At 64.8% G+C, this 22,645-nt stretch carries 22 protein-coding genes and 1 pseudogene; 8 read left to right on the top strand and 15 right to left on the bottom strand.

Annotation, left to right across the window (positions count from 1 at the left end; translation table 11 throughout):
- Positions 1 to 189: 189 nt before the first annotated feature.
- The 8 genes and pseudogenes from ACAD63_RS18740 to groL all read left to right on the top strand — a co-directional run bounded on the left by ACAD63_RS18740 (position 190) and on the right by groL (position 8,336).
- A complete protein-coding gene (locus ACAD63_RS18740) occupies positions 190 to 354 on the top strand; it encodes a hypothetical protein (protein ID WP_434033135.1) in 165 nt (54 codons plus the stop codon).
- Positions 354 to 443, top strand: coding sequence for a K(+)-transporting ATPase subunit F (gene kdpF, locus ACAD63_RS18735; RefSeq protein WP_012352274.1), 90 nt, complete (start codon positions 354 to 356; stop codon positions 441 to 443). Before ACAD63_RS18740 ends, kdpF begins: the two co-directional genes overlap by 1 nt.
- Complete coding sequence (gene kdpA, locus ACAD63_RS18730; protein WP_135704677.1) at positions 443 to 2,263, top strand: potassium-transporting ATPase subunit KdpA; 1,821 nt, start codon at positions 443 to 445, stop codon at positions 2,261 to 2,263. The genes kdpF and kdpA overlap by 1 nt, the downstream gene beginning before the upstream one ends.
- Positions 2,264 to 2,509: 246 nt before the next feature.
- A complete protein-coding gene (kdpB, locus tag ACAD63_RS18725) occupies positions 2,510 to 4,585 on the top strand; it encodes a potassium-transporting ATPase subunit KdpB (protein WP_434034021.1) in 2,076 nt (691 codons plus the stop codon).
- Between the two features lie 27 nt (positions 4,586 to 4,612).
- On the top strand, positions 4,613 to 5,236 hold the full coding sequence (kdpC, locus tag ACAD63_RS18720; RefSeq protein WP_434033134.1) for a potassium-transporting ATPase subunit KdpC: 624 nt from the start codon (positions 4,613 to 4,615) through the stop codon (positions 5,234 to 5,236).
- 69 nt (positions 5,237 to 5,305) lie between these two features.
- Positions 5,306 to 5,929 (top strand): annotated as a pseudogene (locus ACAD63_RS18715) (TorF family putative porin); the annotation flags it as partial.
- A gap of 427 nt (positions 5,930 to 6,356) precedes the next feature.
- Positions 6,357 to 6,647 (top strand): co-chaperone GroES, encoded by a 291-nt coding sequence (gene groES / locus ACAD63_RS18710; protein ID WP_063237002.1) that lies wholly within the window; start codon positions 6,357 to 6,359, stop codon positions 6,645 to 6,647.
- A gap of 45 nt (positions 6,648 to 6,692) precedes the next feature.
- The gene (groL, locus tag ACAD63_RS18705; protein ID WP_135704684.1) at positions 6,693 to 8,336 is read left to right on the top strand and encodes a chaperonin GroEL; all 1,644 of its coding nucleotides are present in this window, start codon (positions 6,693 to 6,695) and stop codon (positions 8,334 to 8,336) included.
- Positions 8,337 to 8,472: 136 nt separating this feature from the next.
- Here groL and ACAD63_RS18700 read toward each other — a convergent pair whose 3' ends face one another.
- From ACAD63_RS18700 to ACAD63_RS18630, 15 genes are all read right to left on the bottom strand, one after another.
- The gene (locus ACAD63_RS18700) at positions 8,473 to 9,258 is read right to left on the bottom strand and encodes a metallophosphoesterase (RefSeq protein ID WP_434033133.1); all 786 of its coding nucleotides are present in this window, start codon (positions 9,256 to 9,258) and stop codon (positions 8,473 to 8,475) included.
- Between the two features lie 215 nt (positions 9,259 to 9,473).
- Positions 9,474 to 10,439 (bottom strand): type II secretion system F family protein, encoded by a 966-nt coding sequence (locus ACAD63_RS18695; protein WP_135704688.1) that lies wholly within the window; start codon positions 10,437 to 10,439, stop codon positions 9,474 to 9,476.
- A gap of 47 nt (positions 10,440 to 10,486) precedes the next feature.
- A complete protein-coding gene (locus ACAD63_RS18690) occupies positions 10,487 to 11,464 on the bottom strand; it encodes a type II secretion system F family protein (RefSeq protein WP_135704689.1) in 978 nt (325 codons plus the stop codon).
- A 42-nt stretch (positions 11,465 to 11,506) separates the two neighbouring features.
- The gene (locus ACAD63_RS18685; protein ID WP_135704691.1) at positions 11,507 to 12,871 is read right to left on the bottom strand and encodes a CpaF family protein; all 1,365 of its coding nucleotides are present in this window, start codon (positions 12,869 to 12,871) and stop codon (positions 11,507 to 11,509) included.
- A gap of 25 nt (positions 12,872 to 12,896) precedes the next feature.
- Positions 12,897 to 14,093 (bottom strand): AAA family ATPase, encoded by a 1,197-nt coding sequence (locus tag ACAD63_RS18680; RefSeq protein ID WP_135704693.1) that lies wholly within the window; start codon positions 14,091 to 14,093, stop codon positions 12,897 to 12,899.
- 23 nt (positions 14,094 to 14,116) lie between these two features.
- Positions 14,117 to 14,575, bottom strand: coding sequence for a TadE/TadG family type IV pilus assembly protein (locus ACAD63_RS18675; protein ID WP_343654932.1), 459 nt, complete (start codon positions 14,573 to 14,575; stop codon positions 14,117 to 14,119).
- Positions 14,572 to 15,099, bottom strand: a complete 528-nt coding sequence (locus ACAD63_RS18670) for a TadE/TadG family type IV pilus assembly protein (RefSeq protein ID WP_434033132.1) — start codon at positions 15,097 to 15,099, stop codon at positions 14,572 to 14,574. The genes ACAD63_RS18675 and ACAD63_RS18670 overlap by 4 nt, the downstream gene beginning before the upstream one ends.
- A gap of 9 nt (positions 15,100 to 15,108) precedes the next feature.
- A complete protein-coding gene (locus ACAD63_RS18665) occupies positions 15,109 to 16,371 on the bottom strand; it encodes a pilus assembly protein TadG-related protein (protein ID WP_135704700.1) in 1,263 nt (420 codons plus the stop codon).
- Positions 16,372 to 16,396: 25 nt separating this feature from the next.
- On the bottom strand, positions 16,397 to 16,738 hold the full coding sequence (locus tag ACAD63_RS18660; RefSeq protein WP_135704702.1) for a hypothetical protein: 342 nt from the start codon (positions 16,736 to 16,738) through the stop codon (positions 16,397 to 16,399).
- A 26-nt stretch (positions 16,739 to 16,764) separates the two neighbouring features.
- A complete protein-coding gene (locus tag ACAD63_RS18655) occupies positions 16,765 to 18,654 on the bottom strand; it encodes a type II and III secretion system protein family protein (protein ID WP_135704704.1) in 1,890 nt (629 codons plus the stop codon).
- A gap of 65 nt (positions 18,655 to 18,719) precedes the next feature.
- A complete protein-coding gene (gene cpaB / locus ACAD63_RS18650; protein WP_195431674.1) occupies positions 18,720 to 19,562 on the bottom strand; it encodes a Flp pilus assembly protein CpaB in 843 nt (280 codons plus the stop codon).
- Positions 19,563 to 19,610: 48 nt separating this feature from the next.
- Positions 19,611 to 21,029 carry an ATP-binding protein gene (locus ACAD63_RS18645; protein WP_434034020.1) on the bottom strand — a complete coding sequence of 473 codons (1,419 nt, stop codon included), beginning with the start codon at positions 21,027 to 21,029 and terminating at the stop codon, positions 19,611 to 19,613.
- Between the two features lie 80 nt (positions 21,030 to 21,109).
- The gene (locus tag ACAD63_RS18640) at positions 21,110 to 21,643 is read right to left on the bottom strand and encodes an A24 family peptidase (protein WP_434033131.1); all 534 of its coding nucleotides are present in this window, start codon (positions 21,641 to 21,643) and stop codon (positions 21,110 to 21,112) included.
- 55 nt (positions 21,644 to 21,698) lie between these two features.
- Positions 21,699 to 21,872, bottom strand: coding sequence for a Flp family type IVb pilin (locus ACAD63_RS18635; protein WP_434033130.1), 174 nt, complete (start codon positions 21,870 to 21,872; stop codon positions 21,699 to 21,701).
- Positions 21,873 to 21,968: 96 nt separating this feature from the next.
- A complete protein-coding gene (locus ACAD63_RS18630) occupies positions 21,969 to 22,172 on the bottom strand; it encodes a Flp family type IVb pilin (protein WP_343654919.1) in 204 nt (67 codons plus the stop codon).
- Positions 22,173 to 22,645 lie beyond the last annotated feature (473 nt).

The raw sequence follows: 22,645 nt of genomic DNA, 5'->3' as shown, positions 1-22,645 counted from the left end.
ACCGGGGTTGGTCCCGTGCATCGAGTCCGAGCACAACGCTAGGGCACGGTAGGCGTGCCGGGCGATCTCGTTGCCATCGCGGCCGAACGAATCTTTATGCGTTCTTTACACACACCCGTCACCTTTCTACCCGGTTTTTACGACCCCGTCGCTAAGCTGCAAGCCGAAACCATTCAAAGGTGCTTTGTCATGGACGGGATCTACTTGATCGTATTGATCTGCTTTGCAGTGCTGAGCGCGGCCCTGCTGGGGCTTTGCGCTGTGCTTGCACCGAAGTCTTCCGCGGGCGGCGAACATGCCGGCTCGCACCACCAGGTGCTGGGCAAGAACAGCGCAACGGACAGGGGGCTGTGATGAGCTGGACGGATCTGTTGAGCGGCGCACTGGCCGTTGCCATTTTTGTCTACCTCCTCATTGCGTTGTTCCGGCCGGAGAAATTCTGATGTCCTCCCAATTCGTGGGCCTGCTGGTCCTCTATCTCGCCGTCCTGCTGGCATGCGCGCCTTTTCTCGGACGCTATATCCGGCGCGCTGTCGAGGACGGCAATTATTCGCTGACCGCCTGGGGCCGTCCGCTGGAACGGCTGGTGTATCGCCTGGGCGGCGTGCGTGCCGAGTCCGGGATGGGGTGGAAGCAGTACACCATCGCCGTCCTGGCGTTCAACCTGCTTGGGGTGGTGGCAGTCTATGCGCTGCAGCGCGTGCAAGGCATGCTGCCGCTGAACCCGCAAGGTTTTGGCGCGGTCACGCCGGACTCGGCCTTCAACACGGCCATCAGCTTTGTCAGCAATACGAACTGGCAAGGCTATGCCGGCGAGTCGACCATGGGCTACCTGGCGCAGATGCTCGCGCTCACCGTGCAGAACTTCCTGTCCGCGGCCACCGGCATCGCCGTGGTGTTCGCGCTGATTCGCGGCTTTGCGCGCCAGAGCGCCGCCACCATCGGCAATTTCTGGGTCGACATGACCCGGGTCACGCTGTACGTGCTGGCGCCGATCGCGACGGTGATCGCGCTGGCGCTGGTCAGCCAGGGCGTGATCCAGAACTTCGATGCCTACAAGGAAGTGAGCCTGGTCACGCCAGTCGAATACAGCCAGCCGAAGGTCGACGCGGCCGGGCAGCCGGTGCTCGATGCGCAAGGCATGCCGGTGACGGAAGACCTGAAGACCGACAAGCAGACGTTGGCAATGGGTCCGGTGGCCTCGCAGGAAGCCATCAAGATGCTCGGCACCAACGGCGGCGGCTTCTTCAATGCCAACTCGGCGCATCCGTTCGAGAACCCGAATGCCCTGGCCAACCTCATCGAGATGCTGGCGATCTTCCTGATCCCGGCGGCACTGTGCTTCACCTTCGGCGAGATGGTTGGGGACAGGCGGCAGGGCGTGGCCGTGCTGGGCTCCATGACGGTCCTCTTCGTGGCGATGGCTTGCGTTGCGGCGATCTCAGAGCAGATGGCCAATCCCGCGTTGTCGGGTCTGCCGCTCGACCATGCCAGTTCGCTGTTGCAGGCCGGCGGCAATATGGAAGGCAAGGAAACACGCTTCGGCATCGCTGCCTCGGCCTTGTTCGCCACCATCACGACCGCGGCATCCTGCGGCGCGGTCAATGCCATGCATGACTCCTTCACCGCCATCGGCGGGCTGGTGCCAATGCTGCTGATGCAACTGGGCGAAGTCGTGTTCGGCGGCGTTGGCTCGGGCCTGTACGGCATGCTGGTCTACGCCGTGCTGGCGGTGTTCATCGCCGGGCTGATGATCGGCCGCACGCCGGAGTATCTCGGCAAGAAGATCGAAACCTATGAGATGAAGATGGTGGCCGTGGCGATCCTGGTCACGCCGCTGCTGGTGCTGCTCGGCACGTCGGTGGCGGTGATGGCCGAGGCGGGACGCGCGGGTGTGTTCAACCCCGGCACGCACGGCTTCTCGGAGATCCTGTACGCGCTCTCGTCGGCGGCCAACAACAACGGCAGCGCCTTTGCGGGCCTCTCCGCCAACACGCCGTTCTACAACACGCTGCTGGCCGCGGCGATGTGGTTCGGCAGGTTCTGGATCATCATCCCCGTCCTGGCGCTGGCCGGCTCGCTGGCGGCCAAGAAGCGTATCCCGCCCAGCGGCGGCACCATGCCGACGCACGGCCCGCTGTTTGTCGTGCTGCTGGTGGGCACGGTACTGCTGGTCGGCGCGCTGACCTATGTCCCGGCGCTGGCGCTGGGTCCAGTCGCCGAGCGACTGCAGGGCGCGGTGACGGCAACGGCAGCCAAGTAGATCGATCACTGACGAAGACATAGCGAGCATTGCCACCAGTTCGGCCCCTGCATGGCCCGGCCAATGCAGGTGCCGCTGTCTCTAGCGGATTGCGGAGAAACCATGCAACATGAATCGACGGCCCCAGTGGCCAAGGGCAGCGCCAACAGGACCGGCGCATCGTCCTCCAACACGCCCCAGGTGAAGAGCGCACCGGTGTCAGACCGGCAACACGGTTCCCACTATCATCGCCTGCCCGCGCGCAGCATGTTCGCGCCGGAGCTGGTGAAGCCCGCGCTGATCGCGGCCTTCAGCAAGCTGTCGCCGCGCGACCAGTTGCGCAACCCGGTGATGTTCGTGGTCTACGCCGGCAGCATCCTGACGACCATCCTGTTCCTGAAGGCACTGGCGGCGCCGGCAGCGGTCGGCGAATCCGCCGGCTTCATCCTGGCGGTATCGGTGTGGCTGTGGTTCACGGTGCTGTTCGCGAACTTTGCCGAGGCGCTTGCCGAGGGCCGCAGCAAGCAACAGGCCGAGGCGCTGCGTGGGCTGAAGACCACGGTGACCGCACGCGTGCTGAAGGACGGCAAACGCGGAAGCGCCACCGAAGCGCGCCCCGCGACCGCGCTTCGACGCGGCGATGTAGTGCTGGTCGAGGCTGGCGAGATGATCCCCGGCGACGGCGAAGTGATCGACGGCGTGGCCTCGGTCGACGAAAGCGCCATCACCGGCGAATCGGCGCCGGTGATCCGCGAGTCTGGCGGCGACTTTTCGTCGGTGACCGGAGGTACGCGCGTGCTGTCCGACTGGATCGTGGTGCGCATCACGACCAATCCGGGCGAAAGCTTCATCGACCGCATGATCACGATGGTCGAGGGCGCCAAGCGGCAGAAGACGCCGAACGAGCTGGCCCTGACGATCCTGCTGGTCGGGTTGACCGTTGTCCTGCTGCTGGCCACGGCCACGCTGCAGCCGTTCTCGCTCTACAGCGTGCTGGTGGCCAAGGCGGGCGGGCCGGTGACGATCACCGTGCTGGTGGCGCTGCTGGTGTGCCTGATCCCGACCACGATCGGCGGGCTGCTTTCCGCGATCGGCGTGGCCGGCATGAGCCGGATGATGGAAGCGAACGTGATCGCCACTTCGGGCCGCGCGGTGGAAGCCGCCGGCGACGTGGACGTACTGCTGCTCGACAAGACCGGCACCATCACCCATGGCAACCGCCAGGCCTCGCGCTTTATCCCGGCGCCCGGCGTATCGCCATTGCAGCTCGCGGAAGCGGCGTGGCTGTCGTCGCTGGCCGACGAAACGCCGGAAGGGCGCAGCATCATCACACTGGCACGCCAGCTGCCCGGGCTGGCCGCGCCGGCGATGGCAAGCCTGAAGCCGGAATTCGTGCCATTCAGCGCGCAGACGCGCATGAGCGGCGTGGACCTGCGCGACGGCGGCGGCGAACGCCACGTGCGCAAGGGCGCCGCCGATGCCGTGCGCCGGTATGTCACGGAACGCGCCGGCAAGTTCCCAGACGCGGTGTTGCAGGCGGTCGACGAGGTTGCGCGCGCCGGCAGCACGCCGCTGGTGGTTGCCGACGCCAACGGCGATTCGGTGCGCGTGCTGGGCGTGATCGAACTGAAGGACATCGTCAAGACCGGCATCCGCGAGCGCTTCGGCGAGCTGCGCAAAATGGGCATCAAGACCATGATGATCACCGGCGACAACCGGCTGACCGCGGCTTCGATCGCGGCGGAAGCAGGCGTCGACGACTTCCTGGCCGAAGCCACGCCGGAGGCCAAGCTCAAGCTGATCCGCCAGTACCAGGCCGAAGGGCGGCTCGTCGCGATGACCGGCGACGGCACCAACGACGCTCCCGCACTCGCCCAGGCCGACGTGGCCGTGGCGATGAACAGCGGCACGCAGGCGGCCAAGGAAGCCGGCAACATGGTGGACCTGGACAGCAACCCGACCAAGCTGATCGAGATCGTCGAGATCGGCAAGCAGATGCTGATGACGCGCGGCTCGCTGACGACCTTCAGCGTGGCCAACGACATTGCCAAGTATTTCGCGATCATTCCCGCGGCGTTTGCCACCACGTATCCGCAGCTCAACCTGCTTAATGTGATGGGGCTGGCCACGCCGGCGTCGGCCATCATGTCGGCGGTGATCTTCAACGCGCTGATCATCGGCGTGCTGATTCCGCTGGCGCTCAAGGGCGTGGTCTACCGGCCGCTCGGCGCCGCGGTACTGCTGCGCCGCAACCTGCTGATCTACGGTGTTGGCGGCATCCTGGTGCCGTTTGCCGGCATCAAGCTGATCGACATGATCCTGGCCCTGTTCGGCTGGGTCTGATTTTCTCTCCAACGATTCGGAGCATTCATGAATACGCAAGTGCAATCCCGGCAGCCGTTGCCGGCTCCGGTGCAGGGCGGCCTGTTGCGGCCAATGCTGGTGGTGTTCGTCGGCCTGTCGCTGGTGACCGGCCTGCTGTATCCCGGCGTGATCACGGCAATCGCCAGGGCCGTGTTCCCGCATCAGGCCGGCGGCTCGCTGATCGGGAAGGATGGCAGCACGCTTGGCTCGGAACTGATCGGCCAGCCGTTCTCCGACCCGAAGTACTTCTGGGGCCGGCTGTCGGCCACGGCGCCGATGCCGTATAACGCAGCGGCTTCGGTCGGTTCGAACCTCGGTCCTACCAACCCGGCGTTGACCGATGCCGCACGCGCGCGCCTCGACGCACTGCGCGCCGTGGATCCGGACAACCAGGCGCCGGTGCCCGTGGACCTGGTCACGGCATCCGGCAGCGGGCTCGACCCGCACATCAGCCCTGCGGCCGCCGAATACCAGGTGGCGCGCGTCGCGCGCGCCAGGGGGATACCGACTGAACAGGTGAAGCAACTGGTTGCCGCCAACACGGACACGCCGCTACTGCCGGTGCTGGGCGATCCAGGCGTCAATGTCCTGAAGCTGAACCTTGCATTGGATGCCATGGCACGGCAGTAGCACGGTGCCGGTGATGCGGGACGATGCCGCTGCGTGCGGGACCGTCCCGCCTGTGTGCAACGACGCTGCCGCTACCGCGGGCTGATGCAGACGAACCGCCGGCCGGCGATCCAGGGCGGGTTCGACTACAGCCATGCGAGCGGCTTCTACCTCGGCAACTGGAACTCGAGCATCAGCTGGCTGGGCGACAGCAATGCCGAGGTGTCGGCCCCGATCGAGATGGATTTCTACGGGGGCTACAAGAATACGTTCGCTGGCGACTGGACCTACGATGTCGGCGTGCTGCAGTACTACTACCCGGGCGACTATCCGGCCGGCTACACGCGCCCATACACCACCGAGGTGTACGCGGCCCTGGGCTACGGTCCCGTGACGCTCAAGTACTCGTACGCGCCGACCAATCTATTTGGCTTCGCCGACAGCAAGCACAGCTGGTATGCAGACCTGACCGCCAACGTGCCGCTTGATGTCTGGGACCTCACGCTGAACGCCCACGTGGGTTACCAGAAGGTGCAGGTCGCCAATGCCTCGTACGTGGACTGGAAGCTCGGCCTGACCAAGGACTTGGGCAACGGACTCGCGCTGGCTGTGGCCTACATCGACACCAATGCCGACAAGGCGGTGTACACCAATGCCAAGGGCCGCTACATGGGCCGTGGCACCGCATGGGCTTCCCTGACCAAGACGTTCTGAGCGCGCCTTGCCGGCGCCGCCGGTTCTTGATATCGATTTAATGCGTCGGCCTGATCTACCGCCTGCCGTTGCGCCCGGCAAGTTCCGCGCTGGTTCAGAGGCTGGAGGAAGCCATGGCTGTCCTCCCTCCGCTTTCCATGGCACGGGACAAGCACCTGACGGCCTGAAGGCTTGCCACCCGTTGCCCCCGGGACTGTTGAGACACGCCGTTCCCGCCGCTCCCACCTCAAATTCCCTCCGTCCGGGAAAACCCCCATTTGGCCGCTGTCTTGAAATGGCCATACCCCGTCCCTATAATTAGCACTCGTCGGGGGTGAGTGCTAACAGCATTCTGTGCCCCTTGCGACACCTGAAAATATCAGACGGCCGTCGCCTCGGTAGCCGGCCGATTGTGATTAAACACTCACTTTTGTATCTAGGAGTCCGTATGAACCTGCGTCCTCTGCACGACCGCGTGATCGTGAAGCGTCTGGACAACGAAACCAAGACCGCGTCCGGTATCGTGATTCCCGACAACGCTGCCGAGAAGCCCGATCAAGGCGAAGTGCTGGCAGTCGGTCCCGGCAAGAAGGATGACAAGGGCAACAACATCGCCCTCGACGTCAAGGTTGGCGACCGCGTGCTGTTCGGCAAGTATGCCGGCCAGGGCGTGAAGGTGGAAGGCCAGGAACTGCTGGTCATGCGCGAAGAAGACATCATGGCCGTGGTGAACAAGTAATCACCAACTGACCGCCACCCGTACAGATTTCAGGAGATTTCAAGAATGGCAGCTAAAGACGTAGTGTTCGGCGACGCCGCACGTGCCAAGATGGTCGAAGGCGTGAACATCCTCGCCAACGCCGTTAAAGTGACCCTGGGCCCGAAGGGCCGCAATGTGGTGCTGGAGCGCAGCTTCGGCGGCCCGACCGTGACCAAGGACGGCGTGTCCGTGGCCAAGGAAATCGAGCTGAAGGACAAGCTGCAGAACATGGGCGCCCAGATGGTCAAGGAAGTGGCTTCCAAGACCAGCGACAACGCCGGTGACGGTACCACCACCGCTACCGTGCTGGCCCAGTCGATCGTGCGCGAAGGCATGAAGTTCGTTGCCGCCGGCATGAACCCGATGGACCTGAAGCGCGGCATCGACAAGGCTGTTGCCGCCGCCGTGGAAGAGCTGAAGAAGGTCAGCAAGCCCACCACCACCAGCAAGGAAATCGCCCAGGTTGGCGCCATCTCGGCCAACAGCGACACCTCGATCGGTGAGCGCATCGCCGAAGCCATGGACAAGGTCGGCAAGGAAGGCGTGATCACCGTCGAAGACGGCAAGTCGCTGGCCGACGAACTGGAAGTCGTGGAAGGCATGCAGTTCGACCGCGGCTACCTGTCGCCGTACTTCATCAACAACCCGGAAAAGCAAGTTGTCCAGCTGGACAGCCCGTTCGTGCTGCTGTTCGACAAGAAGGTTTCGAACATCCGCGACCTGCTGCCGGTGCTGGAGCAAGTGGCCAAGGCTGGCCGCCCGCTGCTGATCATCGCTGAAGACGTCGAGGGCGAAGCCCTGGCGACCCTGGTGGTCAACAACATCCGTGGCATCCTGAAGACCGCCGCCGTCAAGGCCCCGGGCTTCGGCGACCGCCGCAAGGCCATGCTGGAAGACATCGCCATCCTGACCGGCGGCACCGTCATCGCCGAAGAAATCGGCCTGACGCTGGAAAAGGCTACCCTGAACGACCTGGGCCAAGCCAAGCGCATCGAGATCGGCAAGGAAAACACCATCATCATCGATGGCGCCGGCGACGCCGCTGCGATCGAAGGCCGCGTGAAGCAAATCCGCGCCCAGATCGAAGAAGCGACCTCGGACTACGACCGTGAAAAGCTGCAAGAGCGCGTGGCCAAGCTGGCCGGCGGTGTTGCCGTGATCAAGGTTGGCGCTGCCACCGAAGTCGAAATGAAGGAAAAGAAGGCCCGCGTGGAAGACGCCCTGCACGCCACCCGCGCTGCGGTGGAAGAAGGCATCGTCCCCGGCGGCGGTGTGGCCCTGCTGCGTGCCCGCGCTGCGATCTCGGCACTGACCGGCGACAACGCCGACCAGAACGCCGGTATCAAGATCGTGCTGCGCGCCATGGAAGAGCCGCTGCGCCAGATCGTGCTGAACGCTGGTGAAGAAGCTTCGGTCGTCGTTGCCAAGGTCATCGAAGGCAAGGGCAACTACGGCTACAACGCTGCTTCGGGCGAGTACGGCGACCTGGTCGAAATGGGCGTGCTGGACCCGACCAAGGTCACCCGCACCGCGCTGCAGAACGCCGCTTCGGTGGCTTCGCTGATGCTGACCACCGACTGCGCCGTGGCCGAAACGCCGAAGGAAGAGTCGGCTCCGGCAATGCCGGGCGGCATGGGCGGCATGGGCGGCATGGAAGGCATGATGTAATTTGTGCCGACTGACTGCTGGCGGGGGCATAACCCGGGCCGGCAGGCTGTCACAGCAAAAACCCCCGCGGGTGTGAATCCGCGGGGGTTTTTGTTTGTGGGTTTCTTGCCTGCTCGATGGCCGGCGCGGGGCCGGGTCAGACATTCACCACGTAGCACCAGTCAAAGCGCGCATTCTCCAGCTCACCCGTCCGCCGGCTGACATAGCCGCGCGGATTGCACACCACGCGCGAATCGTCGATGCAGTAGTCGAAACTGGTATGGGTATGGCCATGGATCCACAGGTCCGCCTGCGCCACCAGGTCGGGCCGGCGCGACAGGAACCCGCCGGATACCAGGTCGTGCGAGTAGCGCGGGTCAAGGCTGCCCAGGTCAGGGCCATGATGGGTGACCACCACGGTCTTGCCATCGAACGGTTGCGCCAGCTGCGCGGCCAGCCAGGACGAGGCCGCCTCGTGGCGTGCCAGCGCGTCTTCGGGGGTGAAATGGCGGGCCTTGCCGTCGTCGCCGTCAAGCTCGATCAGCCGGTGATCGAGCATCACGCCCGCGCAGGCCTGCATCGAATCCTCGCGCCGGTCGACGCCGAACAGCGTGTAATCCGTCCACCAGGTCGTGCCAAGGACCCGCACGCGGCCACTGGCGCCGTCGAACTCGGCAACCGCGCCATTGAGCACGTACATGCCGGGATGCTCCGCCGCGGCCTCGGCCATCTGCCTGTCCACGGTGTCGAATTTGCCTTCATAGTACTCATGGTTGCCCGGGACGTAGATCACCGGCTGCGTGAACGTGCACGCGGCCCAGTCGATGCCGTCGCGCCCGTTGGCGATGTCGCCGGCCAGCACCACGATGTCAGCATCGCAGCCGGGCACTTGCTGCGGCATGTTGTGCTCGATATGCAGGTCGCTCAGGATGCGCAGTTTCATGGGAACTCCGGGGCGATTGGGTCTGGCTGCATCCGCCGCGCCGGCGGCAGGGCAGTGGTGGCATTCTTAAGAACCCTGGCGCCGCGGTCAAGTCCCCGCTCTCACGCCACCAAGCAAAAAAGCCCGGAACCAGGTCCGGGCAAGGGACTGTCTGGCCGGCGTTGCACCGGGAGACAGCCGGGGGAACCGTTCAGGGTTACCCGTGAGTCCTATCCTCACTGTCCTGCCATGGTCGGCAACAGGACGCGATAGATCTGGATAAACGCCGGCCCCAGCAGCACCAGCAGCAGCGAGGGGAAGATGGTGAATATCAGGGGGAACAGCAGCTTGAGCGCGATCTTGGCGGCCTGTTCCTCGGCCAGCATGCGGCGCTTGGTGCGCAGCATGTCTGACAGCACGCGCAGCGACTCACCCAGGCTGGTGCCGAAGCGGTCGGCCTGGATCAGCATCGAGGCGAACTTGTCAACGTCCTCGACGCCGGTGCGCAGCGACAGGTTGGACAGCGCCTTCTCCTTGGAGAAGCCGGAGCGCAGTTCGAGCAGCATCAGCTGCAGTTCATCGGCCATTACCGGGCAGCGCAGCGCGAGTTCGTCGGCGACACGCATCAGCGCGGCGTCCAGGCCGAGGCCGGCTTCCACGCACACTGTGAGCAGGTCGATGACGTCGGGGAATTCTTCGAATACCGTGCGCTGGCGTTCGGCAACCTTGCGGGCCAGCACGACGTTGGGGAGGTAGTAGCCAATCGCGCCCAGCAGCGCCAGCAGGGCGAACATCGTGTACTGGTCGTCGAACGCCCGATTGCCATTTAGCGCAAGAAGCCCGGTCATGGGCAGCACAACCGCCAACACGGTCTTGGCGCCAAAGTACAGCGGTGCCGCGCTAGCGCTGCGCCAGCCAGCATTGGTGAAGCGCACGCGCAGCTGTGAATTTTCCCATCCCTCTTTGGGCAGGGACAGCCGCGACACCGGTTGTGCCAGACGCACCAGTTTCTCGATCCAGGCCTGCCGCGCGTCAGGCGCGGAGGGCATGCCTGCCTGGCCGGCGAGCTGCTCGACGCGTCCGTGCATGCGGTTTGGTGAGAACGCGTACATCACGGCAAGCACTGTGCCGAATGCCGCCACGAACACCAGCGCGAGCACGACCAACTGCTCGGCAGGAATACCGTCGATGATGCCTTGCATGATTGACTCCCCTCAGGACCGTTGTGCCGCCGTGGCTTGTTGTTGTCTCATACACGGATGCGGATGATCTTGCGCATCCATAGCACGCCGAACACCATCGATACCAGCGCGCCGCCGATCATGCGCCAGCCGATCGGGTCTTCCCACAGCACCTTCATGAAGTCCGGGTTGACCACCATGATCATGCCGGCGGTCGCGAACGGCAGCAGGCCCAGAATCCATGCGGACAGGCGTCCTTCGGCCGAAAGCACGCGGATCTTGTCAAACAGCTTCAGGCGTTCGCGCACCATGTTGGCGATGGTGTCGAGGATCTCGGCAAGGTTGCCGCCGCTTTCGCGCTGGATCAGCACGGCGATCACAAAGTAGCGCAGGTCGCCCACCGGCACCCGGATTGCCAGGTTGGTCATGGCTTCGTCCAGCGCCACGCCATAGTTGATCTCTTCGAACGTGGTGCGGAACTCAGGGCCGATCGGCGCCTTGATCTCCTGGCCGACCATGCCCAGCGCACCGCTGAACGAGTGCCCGGCGCGCAGGGAGCGGCTGATCATGTCGACGGCGTCCGGCAGTTGCTTTTCCATCTGCTTGATCCGCTTGATCCGCAGGCGCATCACGTGCAGCACCGGCAGCAGCCCAGCCACGGCGGCAATGGCCAGCACCACCGGCGCGGGCACAGGCACCAGCGGGATCAGCGCCACGGTGCACAGCACCACAAGCGCGCAGTAGCCCAGCAGTTGCGATACCGACCAGGAACTGCCGGACTGCGCCAGCCAGCGGTCCAGCGTGCCGATGCGCGGCATCCGCATCAGCCATTGCTGCATCCGCGGTGAATCGCTGAGCAGGCGCTTCTTCAGGATCGACAGGCGTTCGGCATTGACGTGGCCGCCCGCGGACAGCGCACGCAGCCGCGCCTCGATACGCTTGGCAGCGGGGCCGTGATAATTGCTCCACCACAGATAGATGCCTTCGATGCAGAGCACCACCGCCGCGAACAGCAGGATGCCGAAGGCATAGAAGATCGTGCTCATATGCGTCTCCCCCGAGTGAATGTGCCGCGTGCCTTGCGCGGATCACACTTCATAGCGATGCGCCGGATCGTAGGTTTCATCGGGCAGGCCCACGCCGAACACGCGCAGCCGCTCGGCGAACTTGGGGTACACCCCGGTGGCGCGGAAATGGCCGCGCACGGTGCCGTCCTTGTCCACGCCGGAGCGCTGGAAAGTGAAGATCTCCTGCATGTTGATGATTTCACCTTCCATGCCGGTGATCTCCGAAATGCTGATGATCTTGCGTCGCCCGTCGGTCATGCGTGCGGCCTGGACGATCACCGTGATGGCTGAAGAGATCTGCTGGCGTATCGCCTTGGCCGGCATGGTCAGGCCCGCCATGCTGACCATGTTCTCGAGGCGCGTCAGCGCGTCGCGCGGGGTATTGGCGTGGATGGTCGTCAACGACCCTTCGTGACCAGTGTTCATCGCGTTGAGCATGTCCAGGGCCTCGCCGCCGCGCACTTCGCCCAGGATGATCCGGTCCGGGCGCATGCGCAGCGCGTTGCGCACCAGCGAGCGCTGCGTGATCTCGCCCTTGCCTTCGATGTTCGGCGGGCGGGTCTCGAGGCGCAGCACATGTGGCTGGCGCAACTGCAGTTCCGCCGCGTCCTCGATGGTGACCACGCGCTCGTCCTCGGGGATGAAGCCGGACAGGATGTTCAGCAGCGTGGTCTTGCCGCTGCCGGTGCCGCCGGAGACCAGCACGTTGACCTTGGCATGCGCCAGCGCCTGCAGCATCTGGGCCATCGGCGGGGTCAGGCTCCTCAGGTTCACGAGGTCGGAAACCTGCAGCGGATTGACCGCGAAGCGGCGGATCGACAGCAGCGGTCCGTCGATCGCCGATGGCGGGATGATGGCGTTGACGCGCGAACCGTCGGGCAGGCGCGCATCGACCATCGGGCTGGTCTCGTCGATGCGTCGCCCCACGCGCGACACGATCTTCTCGATGACCTTCATCAGGTGGGCGTCGTCGTAGAAGCCGATATCGGTGAGTTCCAGCTTCCCGCGCCGCTCGACATAGGTCTGCTTTGCCGTGTTGACCAGGATGTCGGACACGGTCGGATCCTGCAGCAGCGGCTCGAGCGGGCCGAAGCCGAACATCTCGTCGTAGATGTCCGACGTCATCTGGCGGCGTTCCATGTCATTGATCAGGATCCGCTCTTCGTCGATGATGGCGTCGATCAGCACGCCGATCTCCGTCTTCACCTGCTCCAGTGGGTAGCGCGCCAGCCGCTCGAGCTCGACCCGGTCCAGTACCGCGTCGTGAACGGTCTTCTTGAAAGTCCGGTAGGCCTGCGTGGTGCCATGGCTGCGGGCGGGCGCAGCATGTCCGTTCATTTGCAGCGGCGGGTTCTCCGGCAGGGAAAGCTGTTCGCGGATCGACATGATGGACTCCGGTTCGTGATGCGTTTCAGGCGGCGGTCGACTTCGGGCGCAGGAAGAGCCTGGCCAGCGACGGCCTGGCCGGCTGCGTCTGCCGCTCGGTCCCCGCGCCCGCGGCAAGCGTGGCGCCTAGAGACAGCAGCGACCTGGCGATGGCGCTGCGCTTCTGTTCCTTGAGCACGGGAACGCCGTGGCCGATCGATTCATCCACCGCGGCAGGATCATCGGGCAATGCGTGGAAGACCTTCATGCCGAAGACTTCCTCCAGCTTGGCACGCGGCAACTCGTCGCGGCGGCCCTGGCGGTTCACCAGGATCCGGATCTTGTCCTCGGTGTAGTGCAGCGCGCGCAGGATATCCAGCAGGCGCTTGCCGGTGCGGACATAGGGGATGCTGGGCTGCACGGTCACGCAGATGCTGTGGCTGCGGTCGAAGGCCGCAAGCGACAGCGGGGTGATCGACTGTCCAATGTCGATCAGGATGAAATCGTAGCGCGAGCTGACCACAGAAAGGATGTGGTCGATCCTGTCCTTGCGGACCTCATTGGCCTTGATCGGATCAATCGCACCGGCCAGGATGTCGAACCCCTCATCGACGTGGGTCATGCAGGCATCGAGGAAGGTATCGTCCATGCGTTCCAGCTGCGAGCACACGTCCGGCAAGGTCGCTGGCGGGGTCTTGTCGCTGACCAGGAATGCGGTGTCGCTGAACTGGGTGTTCAGGTCGATCAGCAGCACCCGCTTGCGCTCGCCGGCGCTCAGTGCGTAGGCCAGGTTGCCGGCGATGAAGCTGGTGCCGGCGCCGCCCTTGCATGAAACCAGCGAGATCACGCGCGCTTCGTTGCGCTCCCTAGGCACGTGGTTTGCCTCCAGCCGCCCGAGCGCTTCGCTCAGCTGGCCCTTGTCGAGCGGCCACGGCAGGATGTCGCGCACCCCGGCGCGCAGTGCCCGGATCAGGACATCCGGCTGCTGCGCCGACGTCACCAGGATGCAGGGCAGGTCGGGATGCTGCTGGCGCAAGGCTTCGATGCCCAGCATCTGCGTGCCGCCGCGGAAGTCCTGGTCCAGGATGAGCGCATCCGCGCTGCGCAGGTGGCTGCCATGCGTGCATAGTGCCGCGGGAGCATCCTGCAGCCGCATGATCTGGAAGGTTCCACAGGCGTCCGCCATACGCGAAAGCTCGCCCAACCTTTCAGCATCCTCGGAAACGATCAGAATTCTGAGCATGGTGTGCTCCTGGTTTGTGCGTGCTAATTGCAGATCTTGCCGCCGGTTGAGGAGTTCAGGCTTTCCCGCGGCAGCGTAGTCGTAAAGGAAGGCATGGCCAGCGTGAGTGGCACGACCGGGATAAAGGTCTTGACCGAGACGTTGGTCACGCTGACGGTAACCGAGCGACACGTGTTGCGCGCGACATCGGCATCCGCGTCGCAACCGCTGGGCTCGTAGGCAACTTGGATGTTGGCGGCCTGCAGCTTGGGCATCAGATTGGTCATCCTGGCTTTGATCGTCGTATCCTTGACATCGCACACCGCCGCGATGCGTGCGCCCAGGCGGGTGACCTCGCCAGCCGTATTCCAGTAGAACAACACGCGCGAGAATTCGGCAATGCCGATCAGCAGCATGAAGAAGATGCTGGCCACCAGCGCGAATTCGATCGCAGTGGCGCCGGCCTGGTGCCGACTCAGGCGGATGGCACGAACCGGGGTCATAGCACTTGCCTCATCACTGTTGCGATATCGGAGAACGCCAGGGTTCCCACCTTGATGTAGGTCTGGATCGGCGAGTATGAATATCCCGATATCTTCACTTCGACCAGGTTGATGGTGCCGGCCTGCGGGCCCGAGTTGTCGCCTCCCTCGTAGATGGGAACGTTGGCGAACTGCTTGGCGCCACAGCCGCTCGAGTCGACGCGATCACAGACGACGACCATCGAGGTGCTGAGGCCTTTCACCAATACGTCGCCTTCGCAGACCGTCTTGCCATAGACGGCCATGCACTTCGCCTGCGCCAGCGGATAGTTAGGCTCGCTGGGCGCATACTGCGACAGGAAGCGTGCGGCGTCGCGCGTGGCCTTGGTCAGGGCGTTGTATTGGTAGATGGCGCGGCCGTATTCCGCCACCCCGCTCACCAGCAGAAGCAACGGCACCAGGACCAGTGCGAATTCCACAGCCACCACCCCGCGCCCATTGCGCCGATTGTGCTGGCTGCGCCTGCGCTGTCTGCATCGCTCCATGATTCGCTCCTATTGCACCAGCACCGGCACGCGGGGGCCCGAACCCGTATCGGACCCAGGCACGCCCTGGGTCGCGCAGGGACTGGTGGCATCCTTCGAATTGCCAAGATATTCGAGGTAAACCACTTCCTTTGCGCTGGGCTCCTGCATCGGCTGCACCATCAGCATGCAGTTCCAGGAGACCACCTTTGCCAGCTTGGTAGAGGCGAATTCGGTGCAATCCACCATCGGCACGTGTACCAGCCTGCGGTCGGCGCCGGCCTTGTGCACCTCCTGTGTCGATGCCGTGCCCTTGGTGGTCAAGCCGCTGGACGCATCCGTCTGGTATGGCGCGTTTGCGCCGCGCTTCTGAATAAAGTCAGCGTAGGCGTTACCGCCGTTCGGCGGATTCCATGTCGTGACGCTGTAGGAAAAGCCGGTAAAGTCCGGCGTCCCGTCAGCCGGTCCCTTGTAGGAGCCGGTATAGATGCCGAAGCGAGTATTCCACGCTGCAATCAGCGCCGCGATTTCGCCTGGTTCGCCAACTTTGGATCCCACTGCCGGCAGGTCGCACTGCCCGCTTCCGGCAATCAGGTTCGCCAGCTCGGAAGCACCACCACCCGGAGGCGACAGGTCAGCCCAACCAAAGCTGCCAGGGCCGTATGGATCCTTCGGATCGACCTTGGACGCGATCCAGTCCCCCTTGTTGTACGCGGTCTTAGGTGGATTTGCCGTCGGTGGCGTGCAGACATAGACCGGGATCGCGCAGGCTGTCTGCGCACTGGTGGTGGTGGCCACGCCCATTGCGCTTACGGTACTGGGCTGGATGTCGATGCCGGGCAGCAGGTTAAGGAGATGGATGAACCAGTGGGCAATATCCGTGCGCTCGGCGGTGCATTTGACGTACTTCACCTTGTCCAGCGCGTACGGTACGTCGTTCTTGGTGTAGTAGGTACCGTCAGGCGTGTCGCTGTACGAGACGTTCAGGTCCTTGACCATTTTCACTGCCTCGTTCTGGAACATGGCAGCGTTGCTCGTGCCGGTGGCCAGGCCGGCTGCCTCCGACACGAGCAGCGGCGTGGCTCCCGTGACGTCGCGCGCGGCGGCCAGCGCACAGGCATCGACGCTGTTCTGCAGCTCGCTCTTGGTCACATAGAGTTTGCCCAGGTCGAGCGCCAGCCCGACGAAGCCAATCAGAACAGCCAGCGACAGGCCGACGATGATGGCGATCGCGCCACGCTGCCGCTTGCGCCAGGTGGTCCGCCGGCCTCGGTAGGTGGTAGGGCGTGACATATCGGCTCTCCGTGGTTTGCGCGGATCAACGCGACCCGCCACCTGACATGCCCACGCCACCGTAGCCGCCGGCGCCGAAGTCGATTGTCATGGAGGGCGAGCTGCCTTGCTTGCCGTTGGCCAGCGAACGGTCGAAGTTCCTCATGGCCGCCACCGCGGTCTTGCCGTCGGCGCCCGTGACGGTGGGTAGTCCCGCGGGCGCATCGGGGTTGATGATTTGCATCTGCGTGACCGTGGCGAGCGCCACGCCGCGCTGGCCGTCCCACACCGGCGTGGAGGTCATGCAGGCCGACAGCGTGAGGCAGGCCAGGCTGCCGAGCACCAGCGTGGTGGCGCCGCGCGAAAGGTTGAGTTGTTGTTTGCTCATGATCGTTCTCCTGTGTGCGCAGCGGTTCAGTTACCGCCCGCGGCGGTGCGCGTGGCGGTGCCGGCGGCTCGTGCCTGCGCCAGGCGCGCGGCGGTGGCTTCGATGCGGGCGATGCGCGCGGCGGTGTCCTCGGCAGGTGGTGCGGCGGCGAGATTGCGGACAGCTGGTTGGGCCGGTTCCGGCACGCCCGAGGTCCGAGGCATCGCGGTCGCGGCTGCCTGCGCTCCTGATGAGCCGGCAGTTGCCGGCGGGTCCAGTGGGCGGCCCGTCGGCACCATCGAGACCGACGTGGGCGCGCCCTCGCTGCGTGGCGCCGTCGGCGGCGTGGCAGGTGCTGCGGCTGGCGCGGCAGGCTGCGAGGGGGCCGGCGCCGGCTGCGGCGCGGGCTTGCCACTGCCTTCCATATTGCCCATGAAGTACAACGACAGCGGGTTAGGCGTGGAGAAGCTGTCGGTCGGCAGCGGGTAGTTGTTGGTCTGCATCGGCTTGACCAGGCGCGGCGTGATGACGAACACCAGTTCGGTCAGGTCCTGCTGGTACTGCGTGCTGCGGAACAGCGTGCCCAGCACCGGCACCTCGCCCGCACCCGGCAGCGCCTTGAGCGAGCCGCGCGCGCTGTCGGTCAGCAGCCCGCCGATGGCAAAGCTCTCGCCATCGCGCATCTGAACAGTGGTGGAAGCGCGGCGGGTGGTAATGACCGGCAGGATGGTCTGGCCGGCCAGCGTGCCGCCGCGAATGGTGGCACCCGTGGGCGACAGTTCGGACACTTCCGGCGAGACCTTCAGGTGGATGCGGCCGTTCGCCAGCACGGTCGGCGTGAACTTCAGCCCCACGCCGAATTCTTCTTCCTGCAGCGTGACGGTGCCGGCCCCGTTCAGCACGTTGGCCTGCGCCACCGGGATGTAGATCTTGCCACCGGCGAGGAAGCTCGCTTCCTGGCCGCTGATGGTGACCAGGTTGGGCTCGGCCAGGATCTTGACCAGGCTGTCGTTCTTCTGCGCGTCGACGGCGAATTCGAACGGCAGGTTGTTGGCCTTGCTGCCGAAGATTGCGCCCGAAGCGCCGGTCAACAGCGACGTCACGACACCACCCGTCCAGGAGCCAAAGCCGCCCTGCAGGTTGACCGCGGAACCTAGCTGGTTCAGCAGCGTCTTCGACACTTCGGCGACCTTGACTTCCAGCATCACCTGCTGCGGGCTGTCGACGGACAGCATGTTAAGCACGCCGCCCTTCTTGTCCCCGTTCTTGCCGTCGGTGCCTTGGGCCGCGTTGGCATACGCCTGGGCGATGTCCATGGCCTGCTGGGCGGACTGCGCATTGGTGACGCTGCCGGTCAGCACGAGGTTATCGGCAGCGGTCATCACGCGGATGCCAGGCTCGCCGGGCAAGAGCTGGCCGAGCGACGTCTGCAGGCCGCCGGCATCGGCATTGACCACGACGTTGATGATGGTGCAGGCGCCGCTGCGGCCTTGCACGATCATGTTGGTGGTGCCTACGCTGCGGCCCAGTACGTAGAGCGTCTGGGGCGAGACCATGGTCGCCTGCACGACATTGGGATTGCCCAGCGTGCGGTTGCGCACGGGCTCTTGCAGCGAGATCAGCTGCGACTTGCCGACCGGCACCATCACGCTGGATTCGCTGCGGATCGCGCCGACGCAGTTGGGGCCGCGCGCGTCGGCAGCCGGTGCGGGCGCAGGCGCCGAGCCCTGCGCCACCGTGGTCGGGGCGCCTGGCGTCATGCTGATGGTCATCTGCATCGGTGCCGCGGGTGCCTTGGCCGCGGCTGGTGCAGTGGCCTTGGTCACGATGCCCGCCTCCATGGCGGCTTGCGCCGCGGCGGCCAGCGGAGTGAAGAGGATGGCGGCAAACACCAGGATGCGGGTGCCGCCTGCGGCGTCGGATCTTTTCTGGTTCATTTTGAATCTCCCCCCGGAGAAGCTGTGATGCAGATCAGGATTCGTGAACGTCGTACGAGGCGTGGTCAGAAGCACTCGACGCCGCCCTGCATGCCTGCCAGCACACCGATGCAGTTGCCACGTGCGGGCTGCGCTGCCACCGTGCGGGTCTTCACCACGGTGCGCGTGGCCGTCTGGGTCACGACCTTGGCGGGCGGCGCTTCGGGCGTCTTGCCCAGCAGCGTGCCCTTGGTGGCGCCGCCGGTGTTGATGTCAGCGACATCCATCTGGTTGCGCAGCACCAGCGACAGCGTGCCGACACTGCGGGCCACGTCGAGCTTCTCGGCTTGCTCGGGCGTCACTTCGAGCGTGACGGCATTCACCACCTTGGGCTGGGTGTCGTCACGGCTGACCTGTTGCGCTACCGCCAGCACCAGGATTTTCTCCAGCACGATTTTGGAGATGTTGCTGTTCTGCGCGTTGCGCGCTTCTTCATTGGTGTTGACGATCACGTCGACGTAGTTGCCTGGCAGCGCAAAGCCTGCAACACCCACCACGTCATTGACGCGAACCGTGATCGCGCGCTTGCCGTCGTTGATGACCGCGGACAGTCCGCCCTTGGTGCCGATCGGCGCCAGTTTGCCGTCGAGAACCGGCTCGCCGCGCTGGAGGCTGGTGCGGACCACACGGCCCTCCAGAGCCTTCACGTCCTGGAACGCGCCAGGCGGGACGCTGCCCGCCGGCCAACTGACCAGCTGCAGTTGGCTGCCGTTGAGCGGTTGCCCGAGGTTCAGGTCGTTGGCGGCGACCACCACTTGCCTGACCGAGCTGGATGACTGCTGCACCAGCCATCGCGACGCCGACACCACTGCCGCCACGCCGGCGACCAGGGCAATCAGCAGCATCAGGATTGCGCGCATGTTTTTCATGATGACTCTCCCCAGTATTCCCAATGGTTTCCGTGTCGGTGCTACCGTTCAGCTCGCGGCGCGGTGGTTTTCTGACCAGCGGCGGGCGCCGCTGGCCTGCGGCATTCCTTCGGGCGAGGTGCGCAGCCCGTAGTAACCCTGCCACGCCGCCACGAGGCCTTCCTCTGTGACTTGCGGCGCGGCGCCGTGGTAATGCACGCCGGAGGCCACCAGGCGCAGCAGGTCTCGCGGGATGCAGGCGAACAGCGGCGTATCGCTGGCGTAGTGCAGGCTGTCGATAAGGAAGTCGAACACGGCTTCACTGCTGGCCAGTCCGTATTCGGCGGCAGTGCGCTGGTACACCTCGCGATAGTCGTCCACGGACAGCGCACCGACATAGAGCTTGCTGCCGAGCCGGCGCAGGAAGGCATCGTCGCCGAGCGCGGACGGTTCAAGGTTGCTCGAGAACACCGGCCAGACGTCGAATGGCACCGAGAAGCGCACGCCCGTCTGCAGCGTGAACATGTCAATGTTGCGGTCCAGCGGCACGATCCAACGGTTCAGCAGGTCGGTGACGCCAACCAACTGGCGGCCCAGGTCGTCGATGATGTAGATGCCGTTGTTCGCCTTCATGTGCGGCGGCGCCTGGTAGAAGCCGGCGACGGGGTCGTGGCGCAGGTCCATCATGGACAGCGTCAGTTCGCCGCCGGACAGCACCACCGGGCGGTGGCAGAGGACCCAGCGGCGGTCCAGCGAACGGCGTGCCAGCGAGCCTTCGCTGTCATCGCAGGGCACATGGACCAGCGGGTCGAATACCTGGATGATCTCGCCGGCCACGGTTATGGCGTGCGGCACCGGCACCGCGCCCGGCAGCAGCATCCCGAGGCGCTGCGCCAGGTAGGTCTTGCCGCTGCCGGCGGGCCCGTAGATCATCAGGGCTCGGCAGGTATTCAGCGACATACCGATGGCATCCAGCAGGTGGACCGGGATCACCAGATCATGGAAGGCTGCGGTGACGTCGGCCTTGGTCACCGATGCCTGGCCGACCGAGTGGCGCTTCACCGCCTGGACATAAGCGTCCAGCGTGACCGGCGCGGCGCCGATGTAGCTGCAGCGCGCCGAGGCTTCGGCCGCGCGCGCATAGCCGGCATCCGTCAGTCGGAAACGAACGTCCAGGTCGCTGGCGCCGCGGTGGGCAACCTCCAGCAGGCGCTCACGCACGGCAACAGCGGCGACCTCGTTGACCACGGTGCCCGGCAGCTTCAGCGTATCGGTCAGCACCGCCAGCGTGACGGTGCGGTGCATGTAAGCGGCCTTCATCAGCAGGCTCAGCAGCAGTGCCACTTCCAGGCCGGTGTCCGCGATGGTGCGCGGCAGGACGTGCCAGGGGGACAGAGGTACCGCACCGTGTTCGGGCTGGGTATTCCTGACTGTCGCGACGGGTTCGAGGTGCCGCGTGGCGTGACCCGTGTCGTGGTGCTCGTTCATTGCCATCCCCCGTTTGCTGATTTGCGTGTTTTGGTGCTTCATGGCGCGCGTCGCTTCCCGCTGCGCTGTCGTGTTGGTTCTCAGGTACCGGCAAAGAGCATCGCAAGCGTGCCGGCGGCGATGGCGACGCCGTAAGGTATGGAGCCAGCGGATGATTCGGCTTCAGGCTGCACCGGCCTCGCACGGCGTTGGATCGCCATGCTGAGCATGTAGCTCACCCTTGAGAAGGTCACCAGCGTCTGCCTGGTGATGAGAAGCTGCACCAGCGCCCACACGCCACCTATCACGCAGGTCGCTAGGGCGACATTCACAATCATGGTCGCGCCAAGCCAGGCGCCCACGGCTGCCAGCAGCTTGACGTCACCGGCGGCCATGCCGCGCAGCAGGTAGAAGGGCAGAAACAGGGCCAGGCCCACCAGCCAGCCATACAGCCATGTCAGCGAGCCGGCGGCGATGCCATGAATGGTCATCTGCACTGGCAGTGCGGCGATCCAGGCGCCGAAGGTCAGCCAGTTCGGAATGCGGCGCCGATCCAGGTCGATGGCCGCCGCGGTCAGCACGATGCCGATCGTGGCAGGGCCTACGAAGGAGGCGAGAGTGGTGGCGGCTTGCATGGCGTGTCGGCTTGAGGGTTGGAGCGAGCGGGTCAGGGATTGCCGGGCGGAGGTCTCAGGGCATGCTGGTGGCGATCAGCTCGTACATCTCTTTCACTGCGCCGCTGATCTTGAACACGGAGCCGATGATGGCCACCGCGATCAACATGCCGAGTAGCGCGTATTCGATAGAGGAGACGCCTTTGTCGTCTTGCAGCAGGGCCCTGGATATGGCGAGGAGCTTCGACATTGGCGTCTCCGGTGCTAGTAGTGAGGGCTTGATGCAGGGCGCAGCGCGTGGCCAGTTCCCCGTAGGGGGCTTGCGCATGCGCCCTTGGTGCACCAATCAGGGGGCAGGTGCGGCACCGCCGTTTGCGGTCTGGAGCTCGGTGCCGATCTTGTCGAACGTCTTGTCGAGTTCCACGCCGACGAGCTTGACGGCAGCGATGATGACGACCGCAATGAGCGCAGCAATCAGGCCATATTCAATGGCCGTCACGCCTTCTTCGTCACGGATGAATTGCTTGAACATAGTGGTCAGGCTTTGCATGATTGACTCCTTTGGTTTGGAACAAGCACTACAGGACTGCGGAACTTTGGAGAAAGCACCGGCACTGGATCTCAATGCCGAGAAACGCGGCAGCACGGCGGTGCGCAGATGGCGCATGCATGAAATGGCCAGCGGCCCGGACCGCCGCACATGCCCTGCGGGCAGCGCGCCTCCAGCCGGCGTTCGGCCGAAACGTGCATGCAGCGCGCTACGTGGTGCGCATGGCCTGCGCGTGTCATGCAACGGAACGGCACGCTGCCGCCCATGCGGGCGGATGCGGCGTTGCAAGCGTTCCGGTGCGTCAGCGCGAAATGGCGTGCGGCAGGCATGACAAGGTTCCCCGTATCTTTCTTGGTTCTGATGCCGGCCAGTTGCTCCGCCATCTCGGCATTCGCCTTTGTGGCGGTGCCGGTGCCAGGACATAGGCAAGCGACGGGCCAGCCAACGCGAAACCCTTGTGCCACAAGGCTTTC

The sequence above is a fragment of the Cupriavidus sp. a3 genome (assembly GCF_051015765.1).
GTDB classification, from domain to species: domain Bacteria; phylum Pseudomonadota; class Gammaproteobacteria; order Burkholderiales; family Burkholderiaceae; genus Cupriavidus; species Cupriavidus oxalaticus_A.
Note: the sequence above shows the minus strand (reverse complement) of the source record. Positions and strands in the feature narration are given on the sequence as shown.

Bases quoted from the DNA above. Each gene is read 5' to 3' on its own strand.
- ACAD63_RS18740 (WP_434033135.1), top strand. From the start codon at position 190: ATGGACGGGATCTACTTGATCGTATTGATCTGCTTTGCAGTGCTGAGC.
- kdpF (WP_012352274.1), top strand. From the start codon at position 354: ATGAGCTGGACGGATCTGTTGAGCGGCGCACTGGCCGTTGCCATTTTT.
- kdpA (WP_135704677.1), top strand. From the start codon at position 443: ATGTCCTCCCAATTCGTGGGCCTGCTGGTCCTCTATCTCGCCGTCCTG.
- kdpB (WP_434034021.1), top strand. From the start codon at position 2,510: ATGTTCGCGCCGGAGCTGGTGAAGCCCGCGCTGATCGCGGCCTTCAGC.
- kdpC (WP_434033134.1), top strand. From the start codon at position 4,613: ATGAATACGCAAGTGCAATCCCGGCAGCCGTTGCCGGCTCCGGTGCAG.
- groES (WP_063237002.1), top strand. From the start codon at position 6,357: ATGAACCTGCGTCCTCTGCACGACCGCGTGATCGTGAAGCGTCTGGAC.
- groL (WP_135704684.1), top strand. From the start codon at position 6,693: ATGGCAGCTAAAGACGTAGTGTTCGGCGACGCCGCACGTGCCAAGATG.
- ACAD63_RS18700 (WP_434033133.1), bottom strand. From the start codon at position 9,258: ATGAAACTGCGCATCCTGAGCGACCTGCATATCGAGCACAACATGCCG.
- ACAD63_RS18695 (WP_135704688.1), bottom strand. From the start codon at position 10,439: ATGCAAGGCATCATCGACGGTATTCCTGCCGAGCAGTTGGTCGTGCTC.
- ACAD63_RS18690 (WP_135704689.1), bottom strand. From the start codon at position 11,464: ATGAGCACGATCTTCTATGCCTTCGGCATCCTGCTGTTCGCGGCGGTG.
- ACAD63_RS18685 (WP_135704691.1), bottom strand. From the start codon at position 12,871: ATGTCGATCCGCGAACAGCTTTCCCTGCCGGAGAACCCGCCGCTGCAA.
- ACAD63_RS18680 (WP_135704693.1), bottom strand. From the start codon at position 14,093: ATGCTCAGAATTCTGATCGTTTCCGAGGATGCTGAAAGGTTGGGCGAG.
- ACAD63_RS18675 (WP_343654932.1), bottom strand. From the start codon at position 14,575: ATGACCCCGGTTCGTGCCATCCGCCTGAGTCGGCACCAGGCCGGCGCC.
- ACAD63_RS18670 (WP_434033132.1), bottom strand. From the start codon at position 15,099: ATGGAGCGATGCAGACAGCGCAGGCGCAGCCAGCACAATCGGCGCAAT.
- ACAD63_RS18665 (WP_135704700.1), bottom strand. From the start codon at position 16,371: ATGTCACGCCCTACCACCTACCGAGGCCGGCGGACCACCTGGCGCAAG.
- ACAD63_RS18660 (WP_135704702.1), bottom strand. From the start codon at position 16,738: ATGAGCAAACAACAACTCAACCTTTCGCGCGGCGCCACCACGCTGGTG.
- ACAD63_RS18655 (WP_135704704.1), bottom strand. From the start codon at position 18,654: ATGAACCAGAAAAGATCCGACGCCGCAGGCGGCACCCGCATCCTGGTG.
- cpaB (WP_195431674.1), bottom strand. From the start codon at position 19,562: ATGAAAAACATGCGCGCAATCCTGATGCTGCTGATTGCCCTGGTCGCC.
- ACAD63_RS18645 (WP_434034020.1), bottom strand. From the start codon at position 21,029: ATGAACGAGCACCACGACACGGGTCACGCCACGCGGCACCTCGAACCC.
- ACAD63_RS18640 (WP_434033131.1), bottom strand. From the start codon at position 21,643: ATGCAAGCCGCCACCACTCTCGCCTCCTTCGTAGGCCCTGCCACGATC.
- ACAD63_RS18635 (WP_434033130.1), bottom strand. From the start codon at position 21,872: ATGTCGAAGCTCCTCGCCATATCCAGGGCCCTGCTGCAAGACGACAAA.
- ACAD63_RS18630 (WP_343654919.1), bottom strand. From the start codon at position 22,172: ATGCAAAGCCTGACCACTATGTTCAAGCAATTCATCCGTGACGAAGAA.